This is a genomic window from Variovorax sp. V213 (genome assembly GCF_041154455.1).
Classification (GTDB): domain Bacteria; phylum Pseudomonadota; class Gammaproteobacteria; order Burkholderiales; family Burkholderiaceae_C; genus Variovorax.
The window spans coordinates 523,480-548,436 of record NZ_AP028664.1 but is presented as its reverse complement, the minus strand read 5'-3'; the positions used below and the strand labels follow the sequence as shown (position 1 = coordinate 548,436).

The window sequence follows — 24,957 nt, the reverse complement described above, 5'->3', positions numbered from 1 at the left end:
CGGCTCTTTAGCTCAGTCGGTTAGAGCGATGGAATCATAATCCACAGGTCCGCGGTTCGAGTCCGTGAAGAGCCACCAACATCATCAAAAAGCCTTGCGAGTCAACGACTTGCAAGGCTTTTTTGTTTTTCCGGTGCGCCGTTTTCGCACCTCTTCCATCCGGTTTTTCCTGCCGCCGGACCCGGTGCCCGTTCAGCAGGCAATGTGACGCGAACCCGCGCCGTTGCTGGCTTTGGCGACCCGGGTCCTCAGACAACCCACAGAGTTGTGCACAGAAAAGCAGGACAAGTCATCCGCTTGACTTGGGCGAAATGTAGGCCCCTCGACTCAACCCGCCTTGCGAAAAGTCAGGTTGATGCGCCGCCTGCCCAGCAGCGCATGCGGCCTGTCCTCGAGCGGCAGCACGCCGTGGTAGCGCAGCCTGTCCGGACCGCCCCACACCACGACATCGCCGTGCACCAGCGGAATGCGAATGGCCTTGTCGCTGCGCGCCAGACCGCCGAACAGAAAAGTGGCCGGCATGCCGAGCGAAACCGAGACGATGGGGGCGTGGTAGTCGCGCTCGTCCTTGTCCTGGTGCAGCGACAGCCGCGTGCCGGGCTCGTAGCGGTTGACCAGGCAGGCGTCGGGCTCGAAGCCTTCGAACCCCGCTTCGGCGGCAGATGCTTGCGCCAGGCGCTCGAACACCGCGGGCATCGGGGGCCATGGCCGGCCGGTTTCGGGATCGAGTTCGGCGTAGCGATAGCCGCGCCGGTCCGAGATCCAGCCCAGGCGGCCGCAGTTGGTCATCGCCACCGACATGGTGAGGCCGCCCGGGGTCACGAGGTGCCGGAAGGCGGCGTGCTGTTCGACCTCATGCAACGCGGGCAGAAGATCATCCACGAAGGTCAGCGCGAAACCACGCAGCACGAATGCACCAGGGCCGATCGCCTCGTTACCGCGCGGCGGTTCGGCATCGGAGAAAAGATCGAGCGTCACGCAACGATTTTCTCGCGCGCCGGGCCGTCGGCTGCCGCCGCGGCCACCAAACGCCCCAAGGTCTGCATCGCCTTTTCGGCCTGCCCGTCCCAGGCATGGCCATAGTTCAGGCGCAGGCAATGCGCAAAGCCGCGCGTGGCCGAAAAGATCGGCCCCGGCGCCACGCTGATGCCGAGCCCCAGTGCTTGGGCGTGGATGTCGAGCGCGTTCACATGCGCCGGCAACTCGATCCACAGGAAATACCCGCCCAGCGGCCGCGTGGCGCGCGTGCCCGCCGGAAAGCAGTGCCCCACCGCCTGCGCGAAGCTCGCCTGCTGCACCGCCAGCTGCTGGCGCAGCTTGCGCAGGTGCTTGTCGAGACCGCCCTTCTCCAGGTAACCTGCCAGCGCGAGTTGCGCAGGCACCGAGGTACTGAGCGTGGTCGTCAGCTTCAGCCGCGCCACGGCACGCGTGAAACGCCCAGGCGATGCCCACCCGATGCGGTAGCCCGGTGCCAGGCACTTCGAGAACGAAGAGCAATGCAGCACGAGGCCCTGCGTGTCGAAGGCCTTGGCCGGCGGCGGCCGCCTGTCACCGAAGTAGAGCTCGGCGTACACGTCGTCCTCGATCAGCGGCAGCGCATGCCGCGCGAGCAGTTCCACCAATGCCTTCTTCTTCGCGTCGGGCATGAGGCTGCCGAGCGGGTTCTGAAAGGTGGTCATCAGCCAGCAGGCCTTGGGCCGGTGGGCCGCGATGGCGAGCTCCAGCGCAGCCAGGTCGATGCCTTCGCGGGGATGCGTGGGCACCTCGATCGCGCGCAGGCCCATGCGCTCCAGCGCCTGTAGGGCCGCATAGAAGGTGGGCGATTCGACGATCACCGAATCGCCCGGGCGCGTGACTGCCGCGAGGCACAGGTTGAGCGCCTCCATCGCGCCATTGGTGATGACGATTTCATCGGCCGGAACCTGCATGCCGTCGCCCAGGTAGCGCAGCGCGATCTGCCGGCGCAGCGCCGCGCTGCCGGGCGTGAGGTCGTCCACGGTGCTCCACGGGTCGAGCGACTTGGCGCTCGCGGCCATGAACTGGCCCAGGCGCGCAAGCGGAAACAGCAGCGGGCTCGGAAACGCCGAGCCGAAGGGCACCACCTTGCGCGACATGCTGGCCTCGAGGATGTCGAAGACGTGGTCGCTCACGTCGAGAGACTTTGGGCCGTCCGCCGGACGTGACGTGTGGTTGGCTTCGGGCGGCGCATCGCGCAGCGCACCGCCGGTGACGTAATAGCCCGAGCGGTCCCGGGCGCGCACCAGGCCGCGGGCTTCCAGCAGGTAGTAGGCCTGGAACACCGTGGACGCGCTCACGCCGCGGCTCTCGCCGGTATGCCGCACCGACGGCAGGCGGTCACCGGGCTTCAGCGTGCCGTGGCGGATGGACGCCTCGACGTCGGCGGCAAGGGCTTCGTAGCGCTTCATGTCAGGACGGCCTTCATTCGAGGAGACTTTATCTGCTCCGGTGATTTGGTTCGGATCTGCATCTGTTTTTTCGGGGCCGGTTGCGGCACAGTCGGTGCATGTCCAATTTCATGCGCGCGGTACGCGCGGTTCTCTGGAGTTTCATCGGGCTTGGCGGCCGCCGCGCGGACGCCGACCGGCGCACCGAACAAGTCGGCCTGTTGCCGCTGATCGGCGTCGCGCTGGCCACGGTGCTGCTGCTCATTGCGGGGCTGCTGGCACTGGCGCATTTCGCGGCCGGCGCATGAGGAAGGCGGCCCACCGGCTCGCCGGATTCGCGCTGCTGTTGCTCGGCCACGGCATCGCGGCCATGGCGGCGACAGCCGCCACGCCCTCCGGCACCGACATCGAGCGGCGCGTGGCCGCCTGCATCGCCTGCCACGGCCGCGAAGGCGCCACCACCAACGCCGGCTACTTTCCGCGCCTGTCCGGCAAGCCCGCGGGCTACCTGTTCAACCAGTTGCGGAGCTTCCGCGACGGCCGGCGTTTCAACGCCGACATGACCTACATGGTGCAGCACCTCTCCGACGCCTATCTGATGGAAATGGCCGAGTACTTCGCGGGCCTGGACCTGCCGTATCCGCCGGTCTCGCTCGCGAGCGACGCACCACCCGCGCAGTTGGCGCGCGGCCGCCAGCTGGCGCTCGAAGGCGATGCCGCGCGACGCATTCCGGCCTGCGTGCAGTGCCACGGCGCCGCGCTCACCGGCGTGCAGCCGGCGATTCCGGGCCTGCTGGGCCTGCCCCGGCTCTACGTGTCGTCGCAGCTCGGCGCCTGGCTCACCAACGATCGGCATGCGCTCGCTCCCGACTGCATGGCCGACATCGGCCGCCGCATGACCACCGCCGACATCAACGCCGTGGCCAGCTGGCTCGCGGTGCAGCCCATGCCGGCCGATCCCAAGCCCGCCGCATCTCTGCCCACCCCGCTGCCGATGGCCTGCGGCGGCATGCCGAAATGAGGCACCCATGAGGAAGATGCGATACCTCGGCTGGACGCTGCTTGCGCTGGTACTTCTGCTGGGCACGGCGGCGGCCGGCATCGTCGCGCTCAATCTGCGCGGCGAAGACCCCCTGCCGGAACAGGCCGAAGCCTTCAACGCCACGCCCCAGCAGGTCGAGCGCGGCCGCTACCTCGCGCTGGCCGGCAACTGCACCGGTTGCCACACCACGCGCGGCGGCCAGCCCTATGCGGGCGGACTGCCGATCGAAACGCCCTTCGGCACCGTCTATTCGAGCAACCTCACGCCCGATGCCAAGGCCGGTATCGGCAGCTGGAGCAGCGCGCATTTCTGGCGCGCGATGCACAACGGCCGCAGCAAGGACGGCCGACTGCTGTACCCCGCGTTCCCCTATCCGAACTTCACGCAGGTGACACGCGAAGACTCGGACGCCATCTACGCCTACCTGCGCAGCGTGCCGCCCGCGCCGGCGCCCAACCTGGCGCACCGGCTGCGGTTCCCCTACGACACGCAGGCCGCGCTGGCGGTGTGGCGGGCCCTCTCTTTCAAACCCGAGGCTTTCGTGGCCAAACCGGGCAAACCGGCTGAGTGGAACCGCGGCGCCTACCTGGTCGGCGGGCTGGGCCACTGCATCGCCTGCCACGGCAGCCGCGATTCGCTGGGCGCGACGCAGGCGAACCTTGGCCTCTCCGGCGGCTTGATCGCGGTGCAGAACTGGTACGCGCCATCACTCACCGATCCGCACGAGGCCGGCGTGGCCGACTGGCCCACCGCGGAGGTTGTTGCACTGCTCAAGACGGGCATCGCGCCGCGCGGCTCGGTCATGGGGCCGATGGCCGAGGTCGTGTTTCGCAGCACGCAGTATTTGAACGACGCCGACCTGGCCGCGATGGCCAGCTACCTGAAAGACCTGCCTGGCGCACCGACGCAACCCGCGGCACGCACCGGTGCCGCGCCCAACCGCCGCGATGCCGGCACCATGGCGCGCGGCCAGAAGATCTACGACCAGCGCTGCGCCTATTGCCACGGCGACCAGGGCCAGGGCGTACCGGGCGCCTTTCCGCCGCTGGCGGGCAACCGCTCTGTGAACATGGCGCAGACGGCGAACCTGACCCAGGTGATTGCGCACGGCGGCTACCTGCCGTCCACCTCGGGCAACCCGCGGCCCTATGGCATGCCGCCGTTCGGGCAGGCGCTCGACGCCGCCGACGTGGCCGCGGTACTCACCTTCATTCGCGGCTCATGGGGCAACGACAGCCCGCCCGTGACGCTCCTCGACACGATGCGGCGCTGACTACTACGGATTCCGGTGATATCGCAGTCCGCGTGCAGACCCTAGCATCCAAGTCGAACAGACACCTTCGGCAAGCCGCACAGCAGCGATGCCGATCGAACCCGCCCGTCGAGAATGCCCAAAAGTACCGCCAGTCCGGACGCTATAGATCCTGTCGCCAGGCCCTCTCTCAAGCCTCTTTATCAATTGCTGCGGGTCGCCTCGCACCTGCTGGACCAGGCCGCGATCGAAGTGCGCGAAAACGGCCCGGATCCGGCCGCCGAGAACATCGAGGGAATCGGTCGCGCGCTGTTCGAGGTGATTCGGGTGCAGCACAAGATCTTCGCGCTGCAGCCCGAACTCGAGCCGAGGTCGCTCGCAGCTTCGTCCCGCGAAGCCGAAGCCAACCAGCTTTTCTCCCAATTCATGCACGAAGCGATCGAACTGGAAGACGTGGGCAATACCGCCGCCGCCGTGGAGCGGTACACCCGTTTCATCGGCATCTCGCCCACGTACCACCACCGCGAGATTGCACGGGCGGAAATCCGGCGCCTTTCCTAGCGGCGCGAAAGGCCCGCCGGCGGCCTGCTCAGGCCGCGAGGGGCTCGCGCTGCGCGCCGGCCTTCGCGGGCACCGGCATGTGCTGCGCCCAATCGATGATCTCCAGCGTGCCGTCGGCATGCTCGGCCAGCGCCGTGAGGCTTTCGACCCAATCGCCGTCGTTGCAGTAGAGGATGCCGTCGATGTCGCGCATTTCGGCGTGGTGGATGTGGCCGCAGACCACGCCCTGCACGCCGCGCTTGCGGGCCTCGCGCGCCACGGCATTCTCGAAGTCGCCCACGTAGCTCACGGCGCGCTTGACCTTGCCCTTGAGGTACTTGGAGAGCGACCAGTACGGCAGCCCCATGCGCGCGCGCAGCGAGTTGAGATGGCGGTTGAGCTTGAGCGTGAATTCGTAGAGCGAGTCGCCCACGTGCGCGAGCCACTTGGCGCACTGGATCACGCCGTCGAACAGATCGCCGTGAATGATCCAGAGCTTGCGGCCGTCGGCGGTCTCGTGGATCCACTCTTCGGCAACGTCGATGCCGCCGAAGTTGTGGTGCAGGTACTTGCGCGCGAACTCGTCGTGGTTGCCCGGGATGAAGATCACGCGGGTGCCCTTGCGCGCCTTGCGCAGCAACTTCTGGATCACGTCGTTGTGCGCCTGCGGCCAGTACCAGTGGCGCTTGAGCTGCCAGCCGTCGATGATGTCGCCGACCAGGAACAGGGTTTCGCACTCGGTGTGCTTCAGGAAATCGAGTAGCGCGCGAGCCTGGCAGCCGGGCGTGCCCAGGTGCAGGTCGGAGATCCAGAGGGTGCGATAGCGCAGCGGCGGGCGCGCAAGATCGTCGTCCTCCGGCTCGGGAGCCCGGGTCGCAGTGTCGCGCCATGCGCGGAGGAAAGCATCGTCGCGTTGCATGGACGGGTAGGCTCCCACCAATGCATGACGGTGCGATGGCGCGCCAGTGACATTCCGGTGACGCGTGGCCCGGAGGCAACGCGCTGCAACTAACTCAAGGGGCGCAGCGCTGGATTTCCACGGTCGAGTGGCGAATTTCCTCGTGCATGGAGAAACAGGCGCGCACCTCGTCGGCCGACAGCGTGGGTGAATGCGTCACCACCGTGAGCGCGCAGGCATAGGCCTCGCGGCCCACGCGCCACACGTGCAGGTCTGCCACACGGGTTTCCGAATCGGCCAGCATGGTCTCCACGCCTTCGCGGATCTCGGCCGTGACGGGGTGGTCCATCTCGCGGTCGAGCAGCACGCGGCCGGTTTCCTTGAGCAGGCCCTTGGCCCACACGGCCACCAGCACCGCACCGACGATGCCCATGGCCGGATCGAGCCAGGCCCAGCCGACGAACCAGCCGCCGAGAAGCGCCGCGATGGCGAGCACCGAGGTGGCGGCATCGGCCACCACGTGCAGGTAGGCGGAGCGCAGGTTCAGGTCGTGGCCATGGTCGTGACCGTGATCGTGGTGCGCATGTCCGTGGCCATGGTCGTGCCCATGCCCGTGATGGTGCGCCGACCCCAGCAGCCGCGCGCAGACCAGGTTGACCACCAGCCCGAGCACGGCCACCGCCACGGCTTCGCGGTAGTGGATGGCCGAGGGCGAAAGAAGCCGCTCGATGGAGCCCACCACCATCAGCGCCGCGACGCCGAGCAGCATCAGCGCGCTCGCGAAGCCGCCCAGCACCTCGATCTTCCAGGTGCCGAAGGCAAAGCGCGGATCGCGTGCATAGCGCCTCGCGGCCGCATAGGCGAAGGCGCTCAGGCCGATGGCCAACGCGTGCGAACTCATGTGCCAGCCGTCGGCCAGCAGGGCCATCGAGTTGAACCACCAGCCGGCGCCGATCTCGACCATCATCGCAGCGATGGTGATCCACATCACGAGGCGGGTGCTGCGCTCGGCCGATTCGTTGCCCGCGCCGAAGTGGTGGTCGTGCTGCCAGGCACTCAGGTCACGGGTGTGCATGCGTCAGGCTCCAAAAAGGTCTTGCCCGTCCGAGCGGCTCGAAGGCGGCGTCACGCCGAGGTGGCGGTAGGCCGCCAGGGTGGCGATGCGCCCGCGCGGGGTGCGCTGCAGGTAGCCCTGCTGGATCAGGTAGGGCTCGATCACGTCTTCGATGGTGCCCGGCTCCTCGCCGATGCTGGCTGCCACGTTGTCCAGCCCCACGGGGCCGCCGTCGAAGCGGTGGATCACGGCCTCGAGCAGCTTGCGGTCCATCAGGTCGAAGCCCTGCGGGTCGACGTCGAGCATGGCGAGCGCCTTGTGCGCGATCTCTTCGGTGATGCGGCCATTGCCCTTCACCTCGGCGTAGTCGCGCACGCGGCGCAGCAGGCGGTTGGCGATGCGGGGCGTGCCGCGCGAGCGGCGCGCAATCTCGAAGCCGCCGGCCGTGTCGGTTTCCACCTTGAGCAGGCCGGCGCTGCGCCGCACGATGAGCGCCAGTTCTTCCGGTGTGTAGAACTCCAGCCGCGCCACGATACCGAAGCGGTCGCGCAGCGGGTTGGTGAGCATGCCGGCACGGGTGGTGGCGCCCACCAGCGTGAAGGGCTGCAGGTCGAGCTTGATGCTGCGCGCCGCCGGGCCTTCGCCGATCATGATGTCGATCTGGTAGTCCTCCAGCGCGGGGTAGAGAATTTCCTCGACCACCGGGCTCAGGCGGTGGATCTCGTCGATGAAGAGCACGTCGTTCGGCTCGAGGTTGGTCAAAAGCGCCGCCAGGTCCTTGGGCTTTTCGAGCACCGGCCCGGAGGTCTGGCGCAGGTTCACGCCCAGTTCGGCGGCGATGATGTGCGACAGCGTGGTCTTGCCGAGGCCGGGCGGGCCGAAGAGCAGCACGTGGTCGAGCGCTTCCTTGCGCTTGCGCGCGGCCCCGATGAAGATTTCGAGCTGCTCGCGCACCTTGGCCTGGCCGACATATTCGTCGAGCAGCTTGGGGCGCAACGCCCGCTCGATGGCCTCTTCCTGGGGCGAAGCGGGGGCGGCGGACACCACGCGGGGCGGTGCGGGGGCGAAATCGTCGGTCTGGATGGTCATTGGATGAGGGGCAGCGTTGGCAAGTTTAGTCCGAGCGAGCGCCGGGCCGCCCCAAGCCGGCGAGCAGCCTCCTCAGGGGGCTGCAAGGACACGAAGCGCCGAGCGTGGCGGCCAAGCGCCACGCTGGCAGAATGCTTCGGCCATATAACAAACGAGGGGAAGCCAAGGGTGTCGATCTACGAACTGAAGCCTCGGTTCCAGGCGCTGCTGCGGCCGCTCGTCGGCCGCCTGCATGCCATGGGCATCACCGCCAACCAGGTCACCCTGGCCGCGTGCGCGGTGTCGGTCGCACTCGGGCTCTGGCTTTTCTTCGCCGCCCCCTCGTTGGCCGCCTTCGGGCTCATCCCGGCCTGGATGTTCGTGCGCATGGCCTTCAACGCCATCGACGGCATGCTGGCACGCGAGCACGGGCAGCAAAGCAAGCTCGGCGCCTTCCTCAACGAACTGACCGACGTGGTCTCCGACGCCGCGCTGTACCTGCCGTTTGCGCTGGTGCAGCCGTTCAGCCCGTTCTGGGTCGGCACGGTGATCGTGCTCGCGGGCCTGAGCGAATTCGCGGGGGCGCTGGGCCCCACGGTGGGGGCCTCGCGCCGCTACGACGGGCCGCTCGGCAAGAGCGACCGCGCCTTCGTTTTCGGCGCGCTCGGCCTCTATGTGGCGCTGGGTTGGCCGCTGCCGGGCTGGACGGCGTGGCTGATGCCCCTTCTTGCCGTGCTCGTCGGCTGGACGGTGGTCAACCGCATCCGGCGCGCGCTGGCCGAAGCCGCCTGAACCCATACACAACAACGAACGAACAAACAAAGAGAAATAGCGACAGGGATTCATGACCGACACCAACACCACCCCCCGCATTCCGCAGGAGCGCCAGTTCCGCACGCACGACGGCGAATCGCTCTTCTACCGGCATTGGCCGGCCACCGGCGCTGCGCGCCGCGGCGCCATCGTGCTGTTCCACCGCGGCCACGAGCACGGCGCGCGCATGGCGCACCTGGTCGACGAACTCGACCTGCCCGACTTCGACTTCTTCGCCTGGGACGCGCGCGGCCACGGCCGCTCGCCGGGCCAGCGCGGCTACAGCCCGAGCTTTGCCACCTCGGTGCGCGACGTGCAGACCTTCGTCCAGCACATCGGCAGCGCGCACGGCGTGCCGGAGCACGACATCCACGTGATTGCGCAGAGCGTGGGGGCGGTGCTGGTCTCCACCTGGGCACACGACTACGCGCCCAAGGTGCGCGGGCTCACGCTGGCCTCGCCGGCCTTCAAGGTCAAGCTCTACGTGCCTTTCGCGCGCGCCGGGCTGGGCCTGATGCACAAGCTGCGCGGCCTGTTCTTCGTCAACAGCTATGTGAAGGCGAAGTTCCTCACGCACGACCCCGAGCGCATTGCGAGCTACGAGAGCGATCCGCTGATCTCGCGGCCCATCGCCGTCAACATCCTGCTCGGCCTCTACGAAGCGGCCGACCGCGTGGTGGCCGATGCCAATGCCATCACCTTGCCGGTGCAGTTGCTGATCTCGGGCGCGGACTGGGTGGTGCACCACAAGCCGCAGCACCAGTTCTTCGAGCGGCTGGGCAGCGCCATCAAGACCAAGGTGGAGCTGCCGGGCTTCTTCCACGACACGCTGGGCGAGAAAGACCGCGCGCCGGCAGTGCAGGCGATCCGCGAGTTCATTCTTCAGCTGTTCGACCAGCCGCCGGCGCCGGTCGACCTGCGCGCCGCGCACCTGAGCGGCAACACCGCCGACGAATCGCGAGCGCTGGCCGAGCCGCTGGCGCCCCTGTCGGCACGCGGCGCCTATTGGGCCATGACGCGCGCCGGCCTGCGCATCGGCGGCAAGCTGTCGAGCGGCATCGCGCTCGGCCATGCCACCGGCTTCGACTCGGGCAGCACGCTCGACTATGTCTACCGCAACCACCCGGAAGGCAAGGGGCCGCTGGGCCGCTCCATCGACAACACCTACCTGAACTCGATCGGCTGGCGCGGCATCCGGCAGCGCAAGATCCATGTCGAGGAGCTGATCCGCATTGCCATGGAGCGCCTGGCCGAGATGCACCGCGAGGTGCGCGTGATGGACATCGCGGCCGGCCATGGCCGCTACGTGCTCGACGCGGTGCTTGCGAGCCCCGTCAAGGCCAGCTCGATCCTGCTGCGCGACTACAGCGACATCAACGTGCGCGACGGCCGCGCGCTGATCGCCGAAAAGGGCCTGGAAGACGTGGCGCAGTTCGTCCAGGCCGACGCCTTCGACCGCATCAGCCTGGCCACCGTGACACCGCGCCCCACGCTGGCCGTGGTGTCGGGCCTCTACGAGCTGTTCCCCGACAACGAAATGGTGCGGCGTTCGCTCGCGGGCGTGGGCGACGCGGTGGAAGACCGCGGCTATCTGGTCTACACCGGGCAGCCCTGGCACCCGCAGCTCGAGATGATTGCGCGCGCGCTCACCAGCCACCGCCAGGGCGAAGCCTGGGTGATGCGCCGCCGCACGCAGGCCGAGATGGACCAGCTGGTGGAGGAAGCGGGCTTCCGCAAGATCGACCAGCGCGTCGACGAGTGGGGCATCTTCACCGTCTCGCTCGCGGTGCGGGTGGCATGACCTCGGGGCTTGGCGCGAAATGAAGCAGCGGCTGGTGCAGCGCCCCTGGAAGCGGGCCGCCGCATGGCTGGTGTTCCTGGGGCCGCTGTTCTATGCGACCTACGGCCTTGCCAACTGGTGGGCCACCACGCGCGCGCAGGTGCCCTCGATGGCCTTCGAATGGGAGCGGCAGGTGCCCTTCTGGGCCTGGACCATCTTTCCGTACTGGACGATCAACGTCTTCTACGCGCTCTCGCTCTTTCTTGCGGGCAGCAAGCACACGCTTGATCGGCATGCACTGCGGCTGGTGAGCGCGACGCTCATCGCCTGCACCTGCTTCGTCCTCTGGCCGCTGCATTTCAGCTTCGGGCAGCCGGCGGTGGAAGGCGCGCCGGCGTTCCTCTTCAATGCCCTGCGCGGCTTCGACCAGCCCTACAACCAGGCGCCTTCGCTGCACATTGCACTGGCCGTGATCCTGTGGGACTGGTATCGCCAGTTCCTGCGCGCTGCCTGGGCAAGGGTGGTGCTCCATGTGTGGGCCTTTGCCATCTGCGCGTCGGTGCTCACGACCTGGCAGCACCACTTCATCGACATTCCCACGGGCGCGCTGCTCGGTCTGCTCTGCGTCTGGCTGTGGCCGCTCGAGCGCATGGTTTCGATGCCGCGCGCCTGGCAATGCACGCGCGATCCGCAGCGCTGGAAGCTCGCGGGCTTCTACGCCGCCGGTGCGGCCCTGTTCCTTGCCGTCGCGCTCTACGGTGGCGGTGTGCTGCTGTGGCTTGCGTGGCCGGCGGCCTCGCTGGCTCTGGTGGCGCTCAACTACATCGGCTTCGGCGCCCGCGGCTTCCAGATGGATGGCCGCGGCCGCATGGGCTGGGCCGCGCGCTGGATCCTTGCGCCCTATCGGCTCGGCGCGGCCGTCAACGCATGGCTCTGGACGCGCAAGCTGCCGGCTTCGGTCGAAGTGGTGCCTGGCCTGCGTCTGGGGCGCTTGCCGACGAAGGCCGAATGGGTTGCCGCCGGCCGGCCGCGGCTCGTGAGCCTGTGCGCCGAGCTGCAGACACCCAGCGGTGTGCCGCATGCGCGCTGCGTGCCGATACTCGACCTGACCGTGCCGCCGACCGTGCGGCTGCAACGCGCTGCGGCGGTCATCGAAGGCCAGCACCTCAAGGCCGACGGCGCGCCGGTATGGGTGTGTTGCGCGCTGGGCTTTTCGCGCAGTGCGGCTGCAACGATCGCTTGGCTGGGCCGCTATGGATCGGCGGGCGGCCTGGCGCAGGCCGAAAGCGCGGTGCGCCTCGCGCGTCCGCAGATCGTGCTGCGACGCGAATGGATGACATCGCTGGAGCCCCTGAACGCCGTGCCGGAGGCACCGCCCCATGACTGACAACGAACGTGCCACCTGTGCGGCACTGGCCGGACTGCTGCGTGCCTTCATGGTGCTTGCCATCTGGGGCTTTGCGCTCATGTGCATCTCGGCACTGGTGCTCGCGCTGACGCTGCGCTCGCTCTCCGTCACGGCCGCCATGGGCTTCGGCGCGGTCATGGTCCTCGGCGTGCTCGAGCGCTATTTCGCCTTCCGGCTGCGGCTGGACCAGGCGTTGTTCGCCGATCTCGGGCGCCGCGCCATCGCATCGCTGGACACGCTCGACCATGCGCTTTCATCCCTCGGACTGCGCGAGATGCAGCCAGAGCAAAAAACCACCCGATCGCTCGACGAACGCGTGCAGGGCACCCGCCAGCTCATGCAGCGCCACGCCATCGTGGTCGCCTGCCAGAGCGCCATGTTTCTGCTCGCCTTGATGACACAGGACCTCTCTTGACCGAAGAAAACAACAACAACGGCGACAAGCCCGAAAGCACGGTGCTGCGCCGCGCGCTCGCCATCGTCGCGGGCAAGCTGATCATCGGCGCGGCCGGGTTGCTGACGGGCGTGCGTGCCATCTGCAGCGGCACCACGCCCAAGGCCGAGCAGACGCTGTACTTCGCCAATCACACGAGCCATGGCGACTTCGTGCTGCTGTGGGCCACGCTGCCGCCCGACCTGCGCGCGCTGACCCGGCCCGTGGCCGGACAGGACTACTGGATGGCCTCCAAGGTGCGCCAGTTCATCGGCGCCGACGTGTTCAACGCGCTCATGATCCGGCGCGACGGCTCGGGCCAAGGTGGCAACCCGGTCGATCAGATGAAGGAAGCGCTGGAGGGCGGCGACTCGCTCATCATGTTTCCCGAGGGCACGCGCAATACCGGCGACGACATCCTGCTGCCGCTCAAGAGCGGCCTCTATCACCTGGCGCGCGCCTGCCCCAACGTGCGGCTGGTGCCGGTGTGGATCGAGAACCTGAAGCGCGTGCTGCCCAAGGGCACGCTGGTGCCGATTCCGCTCGCATGCACGGTCCGCTTCGGCGCGCCCATCCAGTTGGCCGAAGGCGAGGACAAGGCCGGCTTCATGGCCCGTGCACGCACCGCCATGCTCGACCTGCGCCCCGAATACGACCGCGTGCCAGAACAAGAAAAAGCAGCAACGACGCCATGAACATATCGCCCTCGACCCAGACCACGCTGCAACTGTTCGGCGGCGTTGCCGGCGTGCTGATCCTTGCCTCCGCCATTGGCGCGCTGCTCAAGTGGCGCGTGGCGCAGGGCCAGCCCAATTCGGTGATCGACAACCTCAACGCGCGCGTGAATGCGTGGTGGGTGATGGTGGCGGTGATCGGCATTGCCTTCGCATTCGGCAAGGGCGGCGTGATCGTGCTGTTCTATTTGATCTCGTTCTATGCGCTGCGCGAGTTCATCAGCCTGGCCTACACGCGGCGCGGCGACCATCATGCGATTGCGGCGGCGTTCTACATCGGGCTGCCGGTGCAGTACTTCCTGGTATGGATCGAATGGTACGGGCTCTATTCGATCTTCATCCCGGTCTATGCCTTCCTCGTGCTGCCGATTCTTGCCGCCGTGGGCGGCGACACGCAGCGCTTTCTGGAACGCACCTCCAAGATCCAGTGGGGCCTGATGATCTGCGTGTTCTGCATCAGCCACGTGCCCGCACTGCTCACGCTGCAGATTCCCGGCTTCGAAGGCCGCAACCTGCTCCTGATTGCCTTCCTCGTGATCGTGGTGCAGGGCAGCGACGTGCTGCAGTACGTGTGGGGCAAGCTCTTCGGCAAGCGCAAGGTGGCGCCCGAACTCTCGCCCTCCAAGACCTGGGAAGGGCTGGTCGGCGGCGTGGCCAGCGCCACCGCGCTGGGTGCCGCGCTCTACTGGGCGACGCCGTTCACCCCCTGGCAGGCCGCGCTGATGGCGCTCACCATCTGCCTCATGGGTTTCTTCGGCGGGCTGGTGATGTCGGCGATCAAGCGTGACCGCGGCGTGAAAGACTGGGGCTCGATGATCGAGGGCCATGGCGGCATGCTCGACCGGCTGGACTCGGTGATCTTCGCGGCGCCGATCTATTTTCATGCGCTGCGCTACTGGTGGGTGCCGTGAGCACGACCGAACGCGTTCCGCACGACACGCCGATCGAGTGCGGCAATGCCGCATCGTGGACGCGCTGGCTCAAACGCCACCACGCCACAGCCGCCGGCGTATGGCTGCGCATGGCGAAGAAGGACAGCGGGATCGCCTCCATCGACCATCCCGCCGCGCTCGAAGAGGCGCTGTGCTACGGCTGGATCGACGGCCAGCGCAAAAGCGAGGATGCCCAGCACTTCCTGCAGCGCTTCACACCGCGCACGAAGCGCAGCACGTGGTCGCAGATCAACCGCGACAAGGCGCTGAAGCTTATCGAGGAGGGCCGCATGCAGCCGGCCGGGCTCGCCGAAGTCGAGCGCGCGAAGGCTGATGGGCGCTGGGATGCGGCCTACGAAGCCGCGAGCGTGGCGACAGTGCCGCCCGATCTGCAGGCCGCGCTGGACGCGAACAAGAAAGCTGCGAAGTTCTTCGCCACGCTGGATGCGCGCAACCGCTTTGCGGTGCTGTTCCGTACGCAGGGTGCGAAGAAACCTGAAACCCGGGCACGGCGCATCGAGAAGTTCGTCGAGATGCTGGCCAAGGGCGAGAAGATCCATCCCTGAGCGGCGAGAACGCTACGCGCCCGTTCGTTGGAGTTCGTACTCGCCGGGCTTGTAGGGGCCCATGGCCACGCCGATGTCCCACAGCTTCAGCGCACCAGGCAACACGGCCTGGCTGCCAATCTTGGCAACACCGCGTTTTCGGATTTCGCGGTTGAGGCGGGACGAGAAGGACGTGATCCTGCCGAAGTCCCAGGCCTCGACCCCGCCGAGAACGTCCACAGTGTCCGACCACGCCTGTGCGCGCTTCATCGAGTTGTGATTGGTGTGCGAATTTTCCAGTCGCGCATCGCCCGCGGAGGCCGAGCCCAGGTACAGCTGCACCAGGCCCCAGCCATCGGCGTTGTAGCGGAATGTGGCACCACCGCAAGCCTGCGGGTTCAGCGTCACGCGGCGCGGCACGAAGGCGGGGCCCGCGCCGCGCACATACAGCTGCAGATGCACGGCATGCCACCTCCTGCCGTTGGGATAGCTGCGATCGAACTGCGCCACCACTTCGGCCGCCGAGCGGAAACATCTCAGCGGTTGCTCGAAGTCGGACGCGAGTTCGTACACCTCGCAGCTTTCTTCGGCGAACAGCCAAGAGAGCAGGCTGTCGTGGTCTTCCCTCGTGGCGTAGAAGTCGCAGTTGGGCATGCCCTCGGTCCCGTGCTTGTTACGGACTACTTCGCCAGCGCCTTCAGCGCCAGCTTGATCCCCTCGCTCACCGTCGCATCCTTGGGCAGCGCCTTGAGCGCCAGCGCAGCCTCCTTGTCGCTGTACCCCAGCGCGATCAGCGCCTGCAGGATGTCGGCCTGCGCATCGGAGGTCGCATGCGCGGGCATGCCGATGTCGGCGCCCAGCTTGCCCTTGAGTTCGAGCAGCAGGCGCTCGGCGGTCTTCTTGCCGATGCCCGGGATCTTCACCAGTCGGCCGAGTTCCTGCGTCGTGATTGCCTGCGACAGTTCGCCCACGCTCATGCCCGAGAGCAGGCCGAGCGCGGTGCGCGGGCCCACGCCGGTGATCTTGATGAGCTGGCGGAAAGCCGCGCGCTCCTCGGCGGTGCCGAAACCGTAGAGAATCTGCGCGTCCTCGCGCACCACGAAGTGCGTGAGCAGCGAAACGCGCTCTCCGGTGCCGGGCAGGTTGTAGAACGTGCTCATCGGCACGTCGACCTCGTAGCCGACGCCGTTGCAGTCCACCACCACCTGCGGCGGGTTGCGTTCGGCCAATACGCCGGTGAGTTTGCCTATCATTGGCCCACCCCCGTTGCTTGCTCACTTCGTGTAGCCGCCTCCCCCCTCAAGGGGGCAACACCGGCGGCCCGGCAAAGCCGGTTCCGCGGTGTTCCCCGCTTTGGATTGCGTTTTTTCGAGCATGGCTGGTCTTGCATAGGGCTGCCAAAAAATGGAAATGGATACCGCGTGATTCTGCGACACACCTTTACCCCACTGAACAATTCGCGCCTCGGCCACCTGTGCGGACCTCTGGACGCGCACCTGCGCCGCATCGAGGAAGCGCTGGGCGTGAAGATTGCGCACCGCCACGAGCAGTTCAAGGTCGACGGCCCCAAGGTCCCCGTGCAGCGCGCGATGGATGTGCTGCAGGCACTGTACGAAATTGCCCAACGCTCCATCGACCCCGCCGTGGTGCAGCTCACGCTCGCAGGCGACGGCGGGATGCTCGACGGCGACGAGGATGCGGCGATGCTCGTCACGCGCCGTGCCGACCTGCGCGCGCGCACGCCCACGCAGGCCCTGTATCTCGACAACATCGCCAAGCACGACATCACCTTCGGCATCGGCCCGGCCGGCACCGGCAAGACCTATCTGGCAGTGGCCTGTGCGGTCGACGCGCTGGAGCGCGCCGCGGTGCAGCGCATCGTGCTCACGCGGCCGGCGGTGGAAGCGGGCGAGCGGCTCGGCTTCCTGCCGGGCGACCTGACGCAGAAGGTCGACCCCTATCTGCGCCCGCTGTACGACGCGCTCTACGACCTGATGGGCTACGAGAAAGTGCAGAAGGCCTTCGAACGCAACGCGCTCGAAATTGCGCCGCTGGCCTTCATGCGTGGACGCACGCTGAACAACGCCTTCGTCATCCTCGACGAGGCGCAGAACACCTCGGTCGAGCAGATGAAGATGTTCCTCACGCGCATCGGCTTCGGCGCCAAGGCGGTGGTGACGGGCGACGTGAGCCAGATCGACCTGCCCAAGCAGCAGTTGAGCGGGCTGATCGACGCCGAACGCGTGCTGCGGCGCGTGAACGGCATCGCGATCACGCACTTCACCAGTGCCGACGTGGTGCGGCATCCGCTGGTCGCCAAGATCGTGGACGCCTACGACGGCCAGCGCAAGCGCGCGGGAGCACACTGACATGGCACTGGCCCAGCTTTCGCTCTCGCTGCAGTTCGCGCCGCGCTTCAAGGGCATCGACCGGCACCGCGCCGCGCTGCCGCGCCACAGCGTCGCGCGCTGGATCCGCCATGCGCTCGAGGTGGACGGCGAGATCACGGTGCGCATCGTCGATGCCGAAGAAGGCCAGCGCCTGAATCGCGAATTCCGCGGCAAGGACTACGCCACCAACGTGCTGACCTTCGACTATGCGCAAAGCCCGATGGTGATGGCCGACCTGGTGCTGTGCGCGCCGGTGGTCGCCAGCGAGGCGAAGGAACAACGCAAGACCCTGGCCGCGCACTATGCGCACCTGCTGGTTCACGGCACGCTGCATGCGCAGGGCTGGGACCACGAGACCGGCGAAGCCGACGCCGAGGAAATGGAAGCGCGCGAGATCGAAATCCTGGCGGGGCTCGGCATCCGCAATCCGTACGGCCGGTAATCACCGTGGCATCCGACACGAGCACCGACCCGTGGCTGGAACGCTGGCTTCCGCTGGTCGCCGAGCGCGCGGGAACGGACCCGGTGCTCGAACTGGGCTGCGGCACCGGCCCCGACAGCGCCGTGCTCGCCGGCGCGGGCCTGCGCGTGGTCGGCATCGAGCTGTCGAGCGAATCCGTGGCAGCAGCGCGGGTGCGGGTGCCTCATGGCGCGGAGTTTCACTGCGGTGATTTCCGTGCGCCCTTTCCGCTGCCTGCGGGGGACGCGGAAGGCAGCGTGGGTGTGGTCCTCGCGAGCCTGTCGCTGCACTACTTTGCGTGGGACGAAACGCTTGCCCTGGTCCGGCGGATCCGCGGCGTGCTTCGACCGGGCGGCGTGCTGCTGTGCCGGCTGAATTCGGTGAACGACTTCCACCACGGCGCGAGCGGCTCGCCGCCGGAGGGGAAGGATTCTTTTTACCTGGTGGACGGCGTGCCGAAGCGATTTTTCGACCGCGCAGCGGTGGAACGGCTCTTTGCCGATGGCTGGCACATGCTGCACCTGGAGGAACTCACGGTGCACCGCTACGAGCAGCCGAAGGTGCTTTGGGAAGCCGTGCTCGAGCGCAACTGAAGGCGCAGAGCGCTACGCCAGCATCTGCAGCGGAATGGTCACGGGGCCGTCGTTGACCAGCTGCACCTGCATGTCGGCACCGAACTCGCCCGTGGCCACCACGGGGTGCGCGGCACGGGCCTGCGCCACGAAGTACTCGTAGAGCCGCCGCCCTTCGTCGGGCGCCGCCGCCTGCGTGAAGCTGGGGCGGTTGCCGCCGCTCACGTCGGCCGCCAGCGTGAACTGGCTCACCACGAGCAGCCCGCCGCCGATGTCCTGCACGCTGCGGTTCATCTTGCCCGCGTGGTCGGAAAAGATGCGCAGCTTCAACAGCTTTGCGAGCATGCGGTCGGCCAGCGCATCCACATCGCCGCGCTCGGCGCAGAGCAGGACCAGCAGGCCGGCATCGATGGCGCCGACGGTCTGGCCGGCAATGTCGACGCGCGCGCTGGCCACGCGCTGAACCACGGCCTTCATGCCTGTTCCTCCATCCGGTTAGCGCGGGCTTCCATGCCCAGCGGCAGCAACTGGATGGTCACGCGCAATCCGGGCACGGCATCCATCAACGTCTGCTCGAGTTCGTCGCGCAGGGCCGCGGCGTGCTGCAGCGTCCAGTCGCCCGGCACATGCATGTGCAGGTCGGCAAAGCGGCGCTGGCCCGCACGCCGCGTCACCATGTCGTCGAAGCGCACGCGCGCGCCTTCGGGCAGGCGCGCGGCAAACTGGTCGAGCGTGGTGCGCAGCGTGGCGATGGTCTCGGGGTCGAGGGCTTCGTCCATCAGCCCTTGCGAGGAGCGCCATACCAGCCTGATGCCTTCGCGCACGATGTTGAGCGCCACGCCGATGGCCAGCAGCGGGTCGAGCCAGAGCCAGCCGCTGAAGTAGACGGCCACGATGCCGACCACCACGCCCGCCGAAGTCCATACGTCGGTCATGAGATGCCGCGCATCGGCTTCCAGTGCAATCGACCGGTGCGTTCGCGCCGCACGGAACAGCGCGAAGGCAAGTGCCGCATTGAAGCCCGAACTGAGCACCGAAAGCCCCAGCCCCCAGCCCAGTTGCTCGAGGGGCTCGGGGGAAAGCAGCCGTTGCACGGACACCCAGAGAATGGCCGCTGCGGCGCCTACGATCAGGATGCCTTCGAAGCCCGAGGAGAAGTATTCGGCCTTGTGGTGGCCGTAGGGATGGTCCTCGTCCGCCGGCCGCGCGGCAATGGTCACCATGGCCAGTGCGAACATGGCGCTGGCAAGATTGACGAACGACTCCATGGCGTCCGAGATCAACCCCATCGAATTGGTCACGTAGCCCGCCAGTCCCTTGAGCAGAATCGTGACAAGGGCAACGGCAACGGAAACGCGAAGCAGCGTCTGTGGCGTGAGGGTCATGCGCGGCAAAATCGTCAAGCGATAAAGACAGCAAAAATGAGGCAAAAGGCCGCATCTGGCCTTTGGATTATCTGGGGTAGGCTCTATGTGTAACGGGCTCGATTTAATATTTGTCTCACGGCGAGACATTCGCAGAGGGATGATGTGATGAAAAAATTCTTGAGCGTCCTGGGAGGGCTCGCCTTGTGTGGCGCTGCGGCACTCGCCCAAGCACAGAGTTCTTCGAGCGCACCAACTGCCAAGCCGATCGCCGAGCCCCAGGCGGGCTTCGTCAAATCGGTGCGCGGCAACGTGCAATTGCTCAGCGCCGCCGGCACGAGCCGAACGGCCAGTGCGGGCGATGCGCTGGCCGCCGTCGACCGCATCGTGACAGGTCCTGATTCATCCGCCTCCGTGGTCCTGCGAGACGACACGACCCTGGTGGTCGGGCCGTCTTCGCGACTGGACTTGAAGGAATTCCATTTCAATTCCACCACGCATGAAGGTGGCGTGCTCGTCTCGCTGTTGCGCGGCTCGATGCGCATGATCACTGGCCTGATCGGCAAGACGAACCCCGACGCGATTCGCGTGGAAACACAAACCGCCACGATCGGCATCCGCGGCACCGATTTCATCGTGCAGGCCGACGGCCAGCCATGAGCCGGTTGAAATCCCGCGCCCTCCCCTTCCTTGCCGTGCTGGTCACGGCGTTGCTCGCCGCCTGTTCGACGCCGGGCACCCGCGTGGTGCTGCTGCCCCAGGCAGACGGGACGCCTTCCGCCGTGGCGGTTCGCGTGAAGGACGGCGAAGAAATTCTTTCCAAGCCATACCAGCGTGCAACTGCCGCAGTCGGCGCTTCCGGCGCCCCGGTGGTCGATCAGGCCGACCCCGCCAAGGTGCAGGCCGAGCACAAGGTCCTGTTCGACATGCAGCCGCCTCCGCCGCAGCGCTACACGGTGTATTTCGACGCTGGCGGCACCAGGCTCACGCCCGCGTCGCAGCAGGTCATGAACGAAGCGCTGGCTGCGGCGCAGACCCGCAGCGGCAGCGACATCGTGGTGACCGGGCACACCGACACCAAGGGCGCCCTCGAGCAGAACGACATGCTCTCGCAACGCCGCGCACAAGAAGTGGCGCAGCTCTTCGTGGACAGGCAGTTTCCTTCCAAGCGCATCGAGGCCGTGGGCCGCGGCGAACGCGAACTCGCGGTTCCCACCGCGGACGAGGTGGACGAACCGCGCAACCGGCGCGTCACCATCGAAGTCCGGTGAGGTTCGCGGCTCTGCCGCGCTCCGCCCCTTCCGTCAGCCGAGGGTCACGCGCGCAAACTTGCGCTTGCCGACCTGCACCACATAGCGGCCTGCGGGCAGCTTGAGCGCCTTGTCGCCGATCACCACGGAGTCGACGCGCACGCCGCCACCATCGATCAGCCGGTTGCCCTCGGAAGTCGACGGAGCCAGCCCGGCTTGCTTGAGCAGTTGCGCAATGCCCAGCGGCGCGCCTTCCAGCGACACCTCGGGAATATCGTCGGGCACACCGCCCTTGCTGCGGTTGATGAAATCCTGCTCGGCCGTCTCGGCCGCCGCCGCGCTGTGGAAGCGCGCGGTGATTTCCTTGGCCAGCGCCACCTTCGCATCCTTGGGATTGCGGCCGGCAGCGATTTCCGCCTTGAGCGCCTCGATCCGCTCCATCGACTGGAAGCTCAGCAGCGTGTACCAGCGCCACATCAGCTCGTCGGAAATCGACAGCACCTTGGCGAACATGGTGTTGGCGTCTTCGCTGATGCCGATGTAGTTGTTCTTGCTCTTGGACATCTTCTCGACGCCGTCGAGCCCTTCCAGCAGCGGCATAGTGAGTATGCACTGCGGCTCCTGGCCGTACTCCTGCTGGAGATGACGGCCGACGAGCAGGTTGAACTTCTGGTCGGTCCCGCCCAGTTCGAGGTCGCTCTTCAAGGCCACGGAGTCGTAGCCCTGCATCAGCGGATAGAGGAATTCGTGCACCGAAATCGACTGGCCGGCCTTGAAGCGCTTGTTGAAGTCGTCGCGCTCCATCATCCGCGCCACGGTGTACTTGGCGGCAAGCTGGATCATGCCGCGGGCGCCCAGCGGGTCGCTCCACTCCGAGTTGTATCGGATTTCGGTCTTTTCGGCATCCAGCACCAGGCTGGCCTGCCGGTAGTAGGTCTGGGCGTTGGCTTCGATCTGCTCCCGGGTCAGCGGCGGGCGGGTGCTGTTGCGGCCCGAAGGGTCGCCGATGGTGGTCGTGAAGTCGCCGATCAGGAAGATGACCCGGTGCCCGAGATCCTGCAGCTGCCGCATCTTGTTGAGAACAACCGTATGGCCGATGTGGATATCCGGGGCGGTCGGATCGAGCCCCAATTTGATGCGCAGCGGCGTTCCGGTGGCTTCCGAGCGCTGAAGCTTGCGGACCCACTCGTCCTGGGGCAGCAGTTCGTCGGTGCCCCGGAGGGATATTTCGAGCGCTCGTCTTACACCATTTGACAGACTAGCGGATGTAACAGATTCGGCGTTCATAGGCTTTTTGGCTGATTTTCAGGTTGCCGAAGTTATACTCAGCCCGACCTTTCAAGCGCCGGATTCTAAGCGGCGCTTTTTTCCGCACCGCCCTGCCGCCCCATCCGCCCCGGGCTTTGCAGCGCGGATTTGCAGAACCTGAGCTGGAATTCAAAGTTTGATCAACGGCATTCTCGCCGCCGAGGAGCTACTGGCTTCTCGCGTGGCCTATACATTCCGGACCTATCCCAAGCAGATCACCGCAGTCATTGCGGCGGCCCTGCTGAGCGCCGGAACCCTGGCGGTGGCCTCTCTCGGCCCCGATGCATCCGACCTCCCGGTCCAACAGGTCCTGGAAGCGACCGCGCCCCTGTCTTTCTCCGAACAGAGCCAATCGCTCGAGAATTTCAGTTTCACACTGTTTCGCACCGACATCACGCGCTCCAGCGACACGGCCGAGGCCCTGCTGAAGCGCCTGGGCATCTCCGACCCTGCCGCCACCGCGTTCGTGCGCGGAAGCGGCGAAGCCCGCAATGCGCTGTTGGCACGTGCCGGCCGCACCATCACGGCCGAAGCCACGCAGGAAAACCAGCTCAAGAAGCTGAGCGCCCGCTGGATTCCCGACGGCGACGGCGGCTTCAAGCGCTTTGTCATCGAACGCACACCGGTCGGCTTTACCGCACTCACCGAGCGCGACACGCTGACACCGGGCTCGCGCCTGGCCAGCGGCACCATCCGCACTTCGCTGTTCGCCGCCACCGACGACGCGCGCATTCCTGACGCGGTTGCCAGCCAGCTGGCCGACATCTTCGCCGGCGACGTCGACGTGCGCTCGCTGCGCAAGGGCGACCGCTTCGCCGTGGTCTACGAAACCTTCGAGGCCGACGGGCAGGCGCTGCGCAGCGGCCGAGTGCTCTCGGCCGAATTCGAGAGCGGTGGCAAGGTGCACCAGGCCGTATGGTTCCAGCCCGCCGCCGGCCAGAAGGGCAGCTATTACCGCCCGAACGGCGACAGCCTGCGCAAGGCCTACCTGAGCTCGCCGGTCGAGTTCTCGCGCGTGTCGAGCGGCTTCGCGATGCGCATGCACCCGATCCTCAACAGCTGGCGCCAGCACAACGGCATCGACTTCGCGGCGCCCACGGGCACCGCGGTGCGCAGCGTCGGCGACGGTACGGTCGACTTCGCCGGCACGCAGAACGGCTACGGCAACATCGTCATCGTCAAGCACCGCAACAACCAGCAGACGGCCTACGCCCACCTGAGCCGGGTCGACGTCAAGGCCGGCGAAAGCATCAGCCAGGGCCAGACGATCGGCGCGGTCGGCTCCACCGGCTGGGCCACGGGCCCCCACCTGCATTTCGAGTTCCGCGTGAACGGCGAATACCAGGATCCGGCCTCGATCGCCCAGGAGGGCGGCGCTCCGATCACCGCGGCCATGCGCCCGGCCTTCGAACGCATCGCCGTGAGTGCCCGCACCGAACTGGCCGCGGCGTTCTCGGTCATCCAGGCCAGCGCGGACTGAGTTCCCGCGCAGCGGCAGCACCACGCGCGGCCCACTCGCCCGCCCAATCAACGATGGCTGCCGCCGAACTGTTCATCGGCCTGATGTCCGGCACGTCGCTCGACGGCGTCGACGGCGTCCTGGCCGACTTCTCGGACGGCCGCATCGCCGTGCGGGCCTACGCCACGGCACCTTTCCCTGATGCACTGCGAGCCGAACTGCTGGCACTGAACACCCCAGGCGACAACGAGCTGCATCGTGCCGCCTTGGCCGGCAACGGCCTGGCCCGGGTCTATGCCGGCGTGGTCGGCCAGTTGCTGGCGGACAGCGGCACCCCCGCCGGCAAGGTGACCGCTCTCGGCGCCCACGGCCAGACGGTGCGCCACCGGCCCACCGAGTTCGACGGGGTCGGCTACACGTTGCAAGTCAACAATCCCTCGCTGCTGGCCGAGCTGACCGGCATCGACGTGGTCGCGGACCTCCGCAGCCGCGACCTGGCGGCAGGCGGCCAGGGCGCCCCGCTGGTGCCGGCTTTTCACCGCGCACTCTTCGCGCGGGCCGGCGAATCCGTTGCGGTGCTGAACATCGGCGGCATTTCCAACCTGAGCCTGCTGCCCGCGGCCGACGCAGCGGGAGTTCCGGCGGTGCTGGGCTTCGACTGCGGCCCCGGCAACGCCCTGATGGATCACTGGTGCCAGCTTCATACCGGCCAGCCCTTCGACCGCGCCGGCCAATGGGCGGCCAGCGGACAGGTGTTGCCCGAGTTGCTCGCGCGCCTGAGGGCCGAGCCCTATTTTGCGAAGCTGCCGCCCAAAAGCACGGGGCGCGACCTGTTCAACCCCGCATGGCTTTCCGCATGCCTCGGCACGGCCACGGCCGCCGCGCCCGCCGATGTGCAGGCCACCCTGGCCGAATTCACTGCCAGTGTCTGCGCGGCCGATGCCCTGCGCTACGGAAACGATAGCAGGCTGCTGATTGTTTGCGGCGGCGGCGCCTTGAACGACCACCTGCTCGCCCGCTTGCGTGCGCTGCTGCCGGGCGTCGAAGTGGCCGCCTCCACCAAGCACGGCCTGCCGCCGCAGCAGGTCGAGGCCGCGGCGTTTGCCTGGCTGGCGCGCAGCACGGTACGGCGCGAGGCCGGCAGCCTTGCCAGCGTCACGGGAGCGCGCGGGGCTCGCGTGCTCGGAGCGGTCTATCCCGCGTGAGCCGAGCGGAGGCCCTGGTTCTCAACAAAAAGCCGCCCGGAGGCG

General features: G+C 67.3%; 29 protein-coding genes and 1 tRNA gene. 20 read left to right on the top strand and 10 right to left on the bottom strand.

Going from position 1 to position 24,957, the window contains the following annotated elements; genetic code table 11:
* Position 1: 1 nt before the first annotated feature.
* Both ACAM55_RS02735 and ACAM55_RS02730 read left to right on the top strand, forming a co-directional pair.
* Positions 2-78, top strand: a tRNA-Met gene (locus ACAM55_RS02735).
* Complete coding sequence (locus tag ACAM55_RS02730) at positions 65-208, top strand: hypothetical protein (protein ID WP_369654560.1); 144 nt, start codon at positions 65-67, stop codon at positions 206-208. The genes ACAM55_RS02735 and ACAM55_RS02730 overlap by 14 nt, the downstream gene beginning before the upstream one ends.
* 119 nt (positions 209-327) lie before the next feature.
* On the opposite strand, the gene alkB is transcribed toward ACAM55_RS02730, so the two are convergent.
* Positions 328-978 (bottom strand): DNA oxidative demethylase AlkB, encoded by a 651-nt coding sequence (gene alkB, locus ACAM55_RS02725; RefSeq protein ID WP_369654559.1) that lies wholly within the window; start codon positions 976-978, stop codon positions 328-330.
* Positions 975-2,426, bottom strand: a complete 1,452-nt coding sequence (locus ACAM55_RS02720; RefSeq protein ID WP_369654558.1) for a PLP-dependent aminotransferase family protein — start codon at positions 2,424-2,426, stop codon at positions 975-977. The genes alkB and ACAM55_RS02720 overlap by 4 nt, the downstream gene beginning before the upstream one ends.
* A 98-nt stretch (positions 2,427-2,524) precedes the next feature.
* Here ACAM55_RS02720 and ACAM55_RS02715 point away from each other — a divergent pair, with 98 nt between their 5' ends.
* The 4 genes from ACAM55_RS02715 (at position 2,525) to ACAM55_RS02700 (ending at position 5,260) form a co-directional block, all read left to right on the top strand.
* Positions 2,525-2,713 carry a DUF2970 domain-containing protein gene (locus ACAM55_RS02715; protein WP_093016889.1) on the top strand — a complete coding sequence of 63 codons (189 nt, stop codon included), beginning with the start codon at positions 2,525-2,527 and terminating at the stop codon, positions 2,711-2,713.
* Complete coding sequence (locus ACAM55_RS02710; RefSeq protein ID WP_369654557.1) at positions 2,710-3,426, top strand: cytochrome c; 717 nt, start codon at positions 2,710-2,712, stop codon at positions 3,424-3,426. The genes ACAM55_RS02715 and ACAM55_RS02710 overlap by 4 nt, the downstream gene beginning before the upstream one ends.
* Before the next feature lie 16 nt (positions 3,427-3,442).
* The gene (locus tag ACAM55_RS02705; RefSeq protein WP_369656321.1) at positions 3,443-4,720 is read left to right on the top strand and encodes a c-type cytochrome; all 1,278 of its coding nucleotides are present in this window, start codon (positions 3,443-3,445) and stop codon (positions 4,718-4,720) included.
* 186 nt (positions 4,721-4,906) lie between these two features.
* Positions 4,907-5,260, top strand: a complete 354-nt coding sequence (locus ACAM55_RS02700; RefSeq protein WP_369654556.1) for a hypothetical protein — start codon at positions 4,907-4,909, stop codon at positions 5,258-5,260.
* A gap of 28 nt (positions 5,261-5,288) precedes the next feature.
* On the opposite strand, the gene ACAM55_RS02695 is transcribed toward ACAM55_RS02700, so the two are convergent.
* From ACAM55_RS02695 to ruvB, 3 genes are all read right to left on the bottom strand, one after another.
* Positions 5,289-6,158, bottom strand: coding sequence for a UDP-2,3-diacylglucosamine diphosphatase (locus ACAM55_RS02695; protein WP_369654555.1), 870 nt, complete (start codon positions 6,156-6,158; stop codon positions 5,289-5,291).
* 94 nt (positions 6,159-6,252) lie between these two features.
* Positions 6,253-7,212 carry a CDF family Co(II)/Ni(II) efflux transporter DmeF gene (gene dmeF / locus ACAM55_RS02690; RefSeq protein ID WP_369654554.1) on the bottom strand — a complete coding sequence of 320 codons (960 nt, stop codon included), beginning with the start codon at positions 7,210-7,212 and terminating at the stop codon, positions 6,253-6,255.
* A 3-nt stretch (positions 7,213-7,215) separates the two neighbouring features.
* Positions 7,216-8,280 (bottom strand): Holliday junction branch migration DNA helicase RuvB, encoded by a 1,065-nt coding sequence (ruvB, locus tag ACAM55_RS02685; protein ID WP_055808316.1) that lies wholly within the window; start codon positions 8,278-8,280, stop codon positions 7,216-7,218.
* A 168-nt stretch (positions 8,281-8,448) separates the two neighbouring features.
* Between ruvB and ACAM55_RS02680 the strand changes: the two genes are divergently transcribed.
* The 7 genes from ACAM55_RS02680 to ACAM55_RS02650 are packed head-to-tail and all read left to right on the top strand — an operon-like array spanning position 8,449 to position 14,925.
* Complete coding sequence (locus tag ACAM55_RS02680; protein ID WP_369654553.1) at positions 8,449-9,051, top strand: CDP-alcohol phosphatidyltransferase family protein; 603 nt, start codon at positions 8,449-8,451, stop codon at positions 9,049-9,051.
* 52 nt (positions 9,052-9,103) lie between these two features.
* Positions 9,104-10,873 carry a bifunctional alpha/beta hydrolase/class I SAM-dependent methyltransferase gene (locus tag ACAM55_RS02675; protein ID WP_369654552.1) on the top strand — a complete coding sequence of 590 codons (1,770 nt, stop codon included), beginning with the start codon at positions 9,104-9,106 and terminating at the stop codon, positions 10,871-10,873.
* A 34-nt stretch (positions 10,874-10,907) separates the two neighbouring features.
* Entirely contained in the window at positions 10,908-12,239 is a 1,332-nt protein-coding gene (locus ACAM55_RS02670) for a phosphatase PAP2/dual specificity phosphatase family protein (protein WP_369654551.1), read from the top strand.
* Positions 12,232-12,675, top strand: coding sequence for a hypothetical protein (locus tag ACAM55_RS02665; protein ID WP_369654550.1), 444 nt, complete (start codon positions 12,232-12,234; stop codon positions 12,673-12,675). The genes ACAM55_RS02670 and ACAM55_RS02665 overlap by 8 nt, the downstream gene beginning before the upstream one ends.
* Before the next feature lie 41 nt (positions 12,676-12,716).
* Positions 12,717-13,388: a lysophospholipid acyltransferase family protein gene (locus tag ACAM55_RS02660; RefSeq protein WP_369656320.1), complete on the top strand. Its 672-nt coding sequence runs from the start codon at positions 12,717-12,719 to the stop codon at positions 13,386-13,388.
* Positions 13,385-14,338 (top strand): phosphatidate cytidylyltransferase, encoded by a 954-nt coding sequence (locus ACAM55_RS02655; protein ID WP_369654549.1) that lies wholly within the window; start codon positions 13,385-13,387, stop codon positions 14,336-14,338. Before ACAM55_RS02660 ends, ACAM55_RS02655 begins: the two co-directional genes overlap by 4 nt.
* Complete coding sequence (locus ACAM55_RS02650) at positions 14,335-14,925, top strand: YdeI family protein (protein WP_369654548.1); 591 nt, start codon at positions 14,335-14,337, stop codon at positions 14,923-14,925. Before ACAM55_RS02655 ends, ACAM55_RS02650 begins: the two co-directional genes overlap by 4 nt.
* A 12-nt stretch (positions 14,926-14,937) precedes the next feature.
* Here the strand turns inward: ACAM55_RS02650 and ACAM55_RS02645 are convergent, their stop codons facing one another.
* Positions 14,938-15,558, bottom strand: coding sequence for a hypothetical protein (locus tag ACAM55_RS02645; protein WP_369654547.1), 621 nt, complete (start codon positions 15,556-15,558; stop codon positions 14,938-14,940).
* Between the two features lie 26 nt (positions 15,559-15,584).
* Positions 15,585-16,157 carry a Holliday junction branch migration protein RuvA gene (ruvA, locus tag ACAM55_RS02640; RefSeq protein WP_369654546.1) on the bottom strand — a complete coding sequence of 191 codons (573 nt, stop codon included), beginning with the start codon at positions 16,155-16,157 and terminating at the stop codon, positions 15,585-15,587.
* 168 nt (positions 16,158-16,325) lie between these two features.
* On the opposite strand from ruvA, the gene ACAM55_RS02635 reads away from it, so the two are divergent.
* From ACAM55_RS02635 to ACAM55_RS02625, 3 genes are read left to right on the top strand one after another with little or no spacing between them, the layout of a single operon-like run.
* The gene (locus ACAM55_RS02635; RefSeq protein WP_369654545.1) at positions 16,326-17,273 is read left to right on the top strand and encodes a PhoH family protein; all 948 of its coding nucleotides are present in this window, start codon (positions 16,326-16,328) and stop codon (positions 17,271-17,273) included.
* 1 nt (position 17,274) lies between these two features.
* On the top strand, positions 17,275-17,736 hold the full coding sequence (gene ybeY / locus ACAM55_RS02630) for an rRNA maturation RNase YbeY (RefSeq protein ID WP_369654544.1): 462 nt from the start codon (positions 17,275-17,277) through the stop codon (positions 17,734-17,736).
* A 5-nt stretch (positions 17,737-17,741) separates the two neighbouring features.
* Positions 17,742-18,347: a methyltransferase domain-containing protein gene (locus ACAM55_RS02625; RefSeq protein WP_369654543.1), complete on the top strand. Its 606-nt coding sequence runs from the start codon at positions 17,742-17,744 to the stop codon at positions 18,345-18,347.
* A 12-nt stretch (positions 18,348-18,359) separates the two neighbouring features.
* Here ACAM55_RS02625 and dtd read toward each other — a convergent pair whose 3' ends face one another.
* Together dtd and ACAM55_RS02615 are read right to left on the bottom strand one after the other, a co-directional pair.
* Positions 18,360-18,803, bottom strand: a complete 444-nt coding sequence (gene dtd, locus ACAM55_RS02620) for a D-aminoacyl-tRNA deacylase (protein ID WP_369654542.1) — start codon at positions 18,801-18,803, stop codon at positions 18,360-18,362.
* On the bottom strand, positions 18,800-19,711 hold the full coding sequence (locus ACAM55_RS02615; RefSeq protein WP_369654541.1) for a cation diffusion facilitator family transporter: 912 nt from the start codon (positions 19,709-19,711) through the stop codon (positions 18,800-18,802). Before ACAM55_RS02615 ends, dtd begins: the two co-directional genes overlap by 4 nt.
* A gap of 144 nt (positions 19,712-19,855) precedes the next feature.
* Between ACAM55_RS02615 and ACAM55_RS02610 the strand changes: the two genes are divergently transcribed.
* Complete coding sequence (locus ACAM55_RS02610) at positions 19,856-20,350, top strand: FecR domain-containing protein (protein ID WP_369654540.1); 495 nt, start codon at positions 19,856-19,858, stop codon at positions 20,348-20,350.
* Positions 20,347-20,961, top strand: a complete 615-nt coding sequence (locus ACAM55_RS02605; protein WP_369654539.1) for an OmpA family protein — start codon at positions 20,347-20,349, stop codon at positions 20,959-20,961. The genes ACAM55_RS02610 and ACAM55_RS02605 overlap by 4 nt, the downstream gene beginning before the upstream one ends.
* Positions 20,962-20,994: 33 nt before the next feature.
* Here ACAM55_RS02605 and tyrS read toward each other — a convergent pair whose 3' ends face one another.
* Positions 20,995-22,227, bottom strand: coding sequence for a tyrosine--tRNA ligase (gene tyrS, locus ACAM55_RS02600; RefSeq protein ID WP_369654538.1), 1,233 nt, complete (start codon positions 22,225-22,227; stop codon positions 20,995-20,997).
* A 157-nt stretch (positions 22,228-22,384) separates the two neighbouring features.
* Here tyrS and ACAM55_RS02595 point away from each other — a divergent pair, with 157 nt between their 5' ends.
* Both ACAM55_RS02595 and ACAM55_RS02590 read left to right on the top strand, forming a co-directional pair.
* Positions 22,385-23,728 (top strand): peptidoglycan DD-metalloendopeptidase family protein, encoded by a 1,344-nt coding sequence (locus ACAM55_RS02595; protein ID WP_369654537.1) that lies wholly within the window; start codon positions 22,385-22,387, stop codon positions 23,726-23,728.
* A gap of 53 nt (positions 23,729-23,781) precedes the next feature.
* Positions 23,782-24,912: an anhydro-N-acetylmuramic acid kinase gene (locus ACAM55_RS02590; protein WP_369654536.1), complete on the top strand. Its 1,131-nt coding sequence runs from the start codon at positions 23,782-23,784 to the stop codon at positions 24,910-24,912.
* The last annotated feature ends 45 nt before the right edge of the window (positions 24,913-24,957 follow it).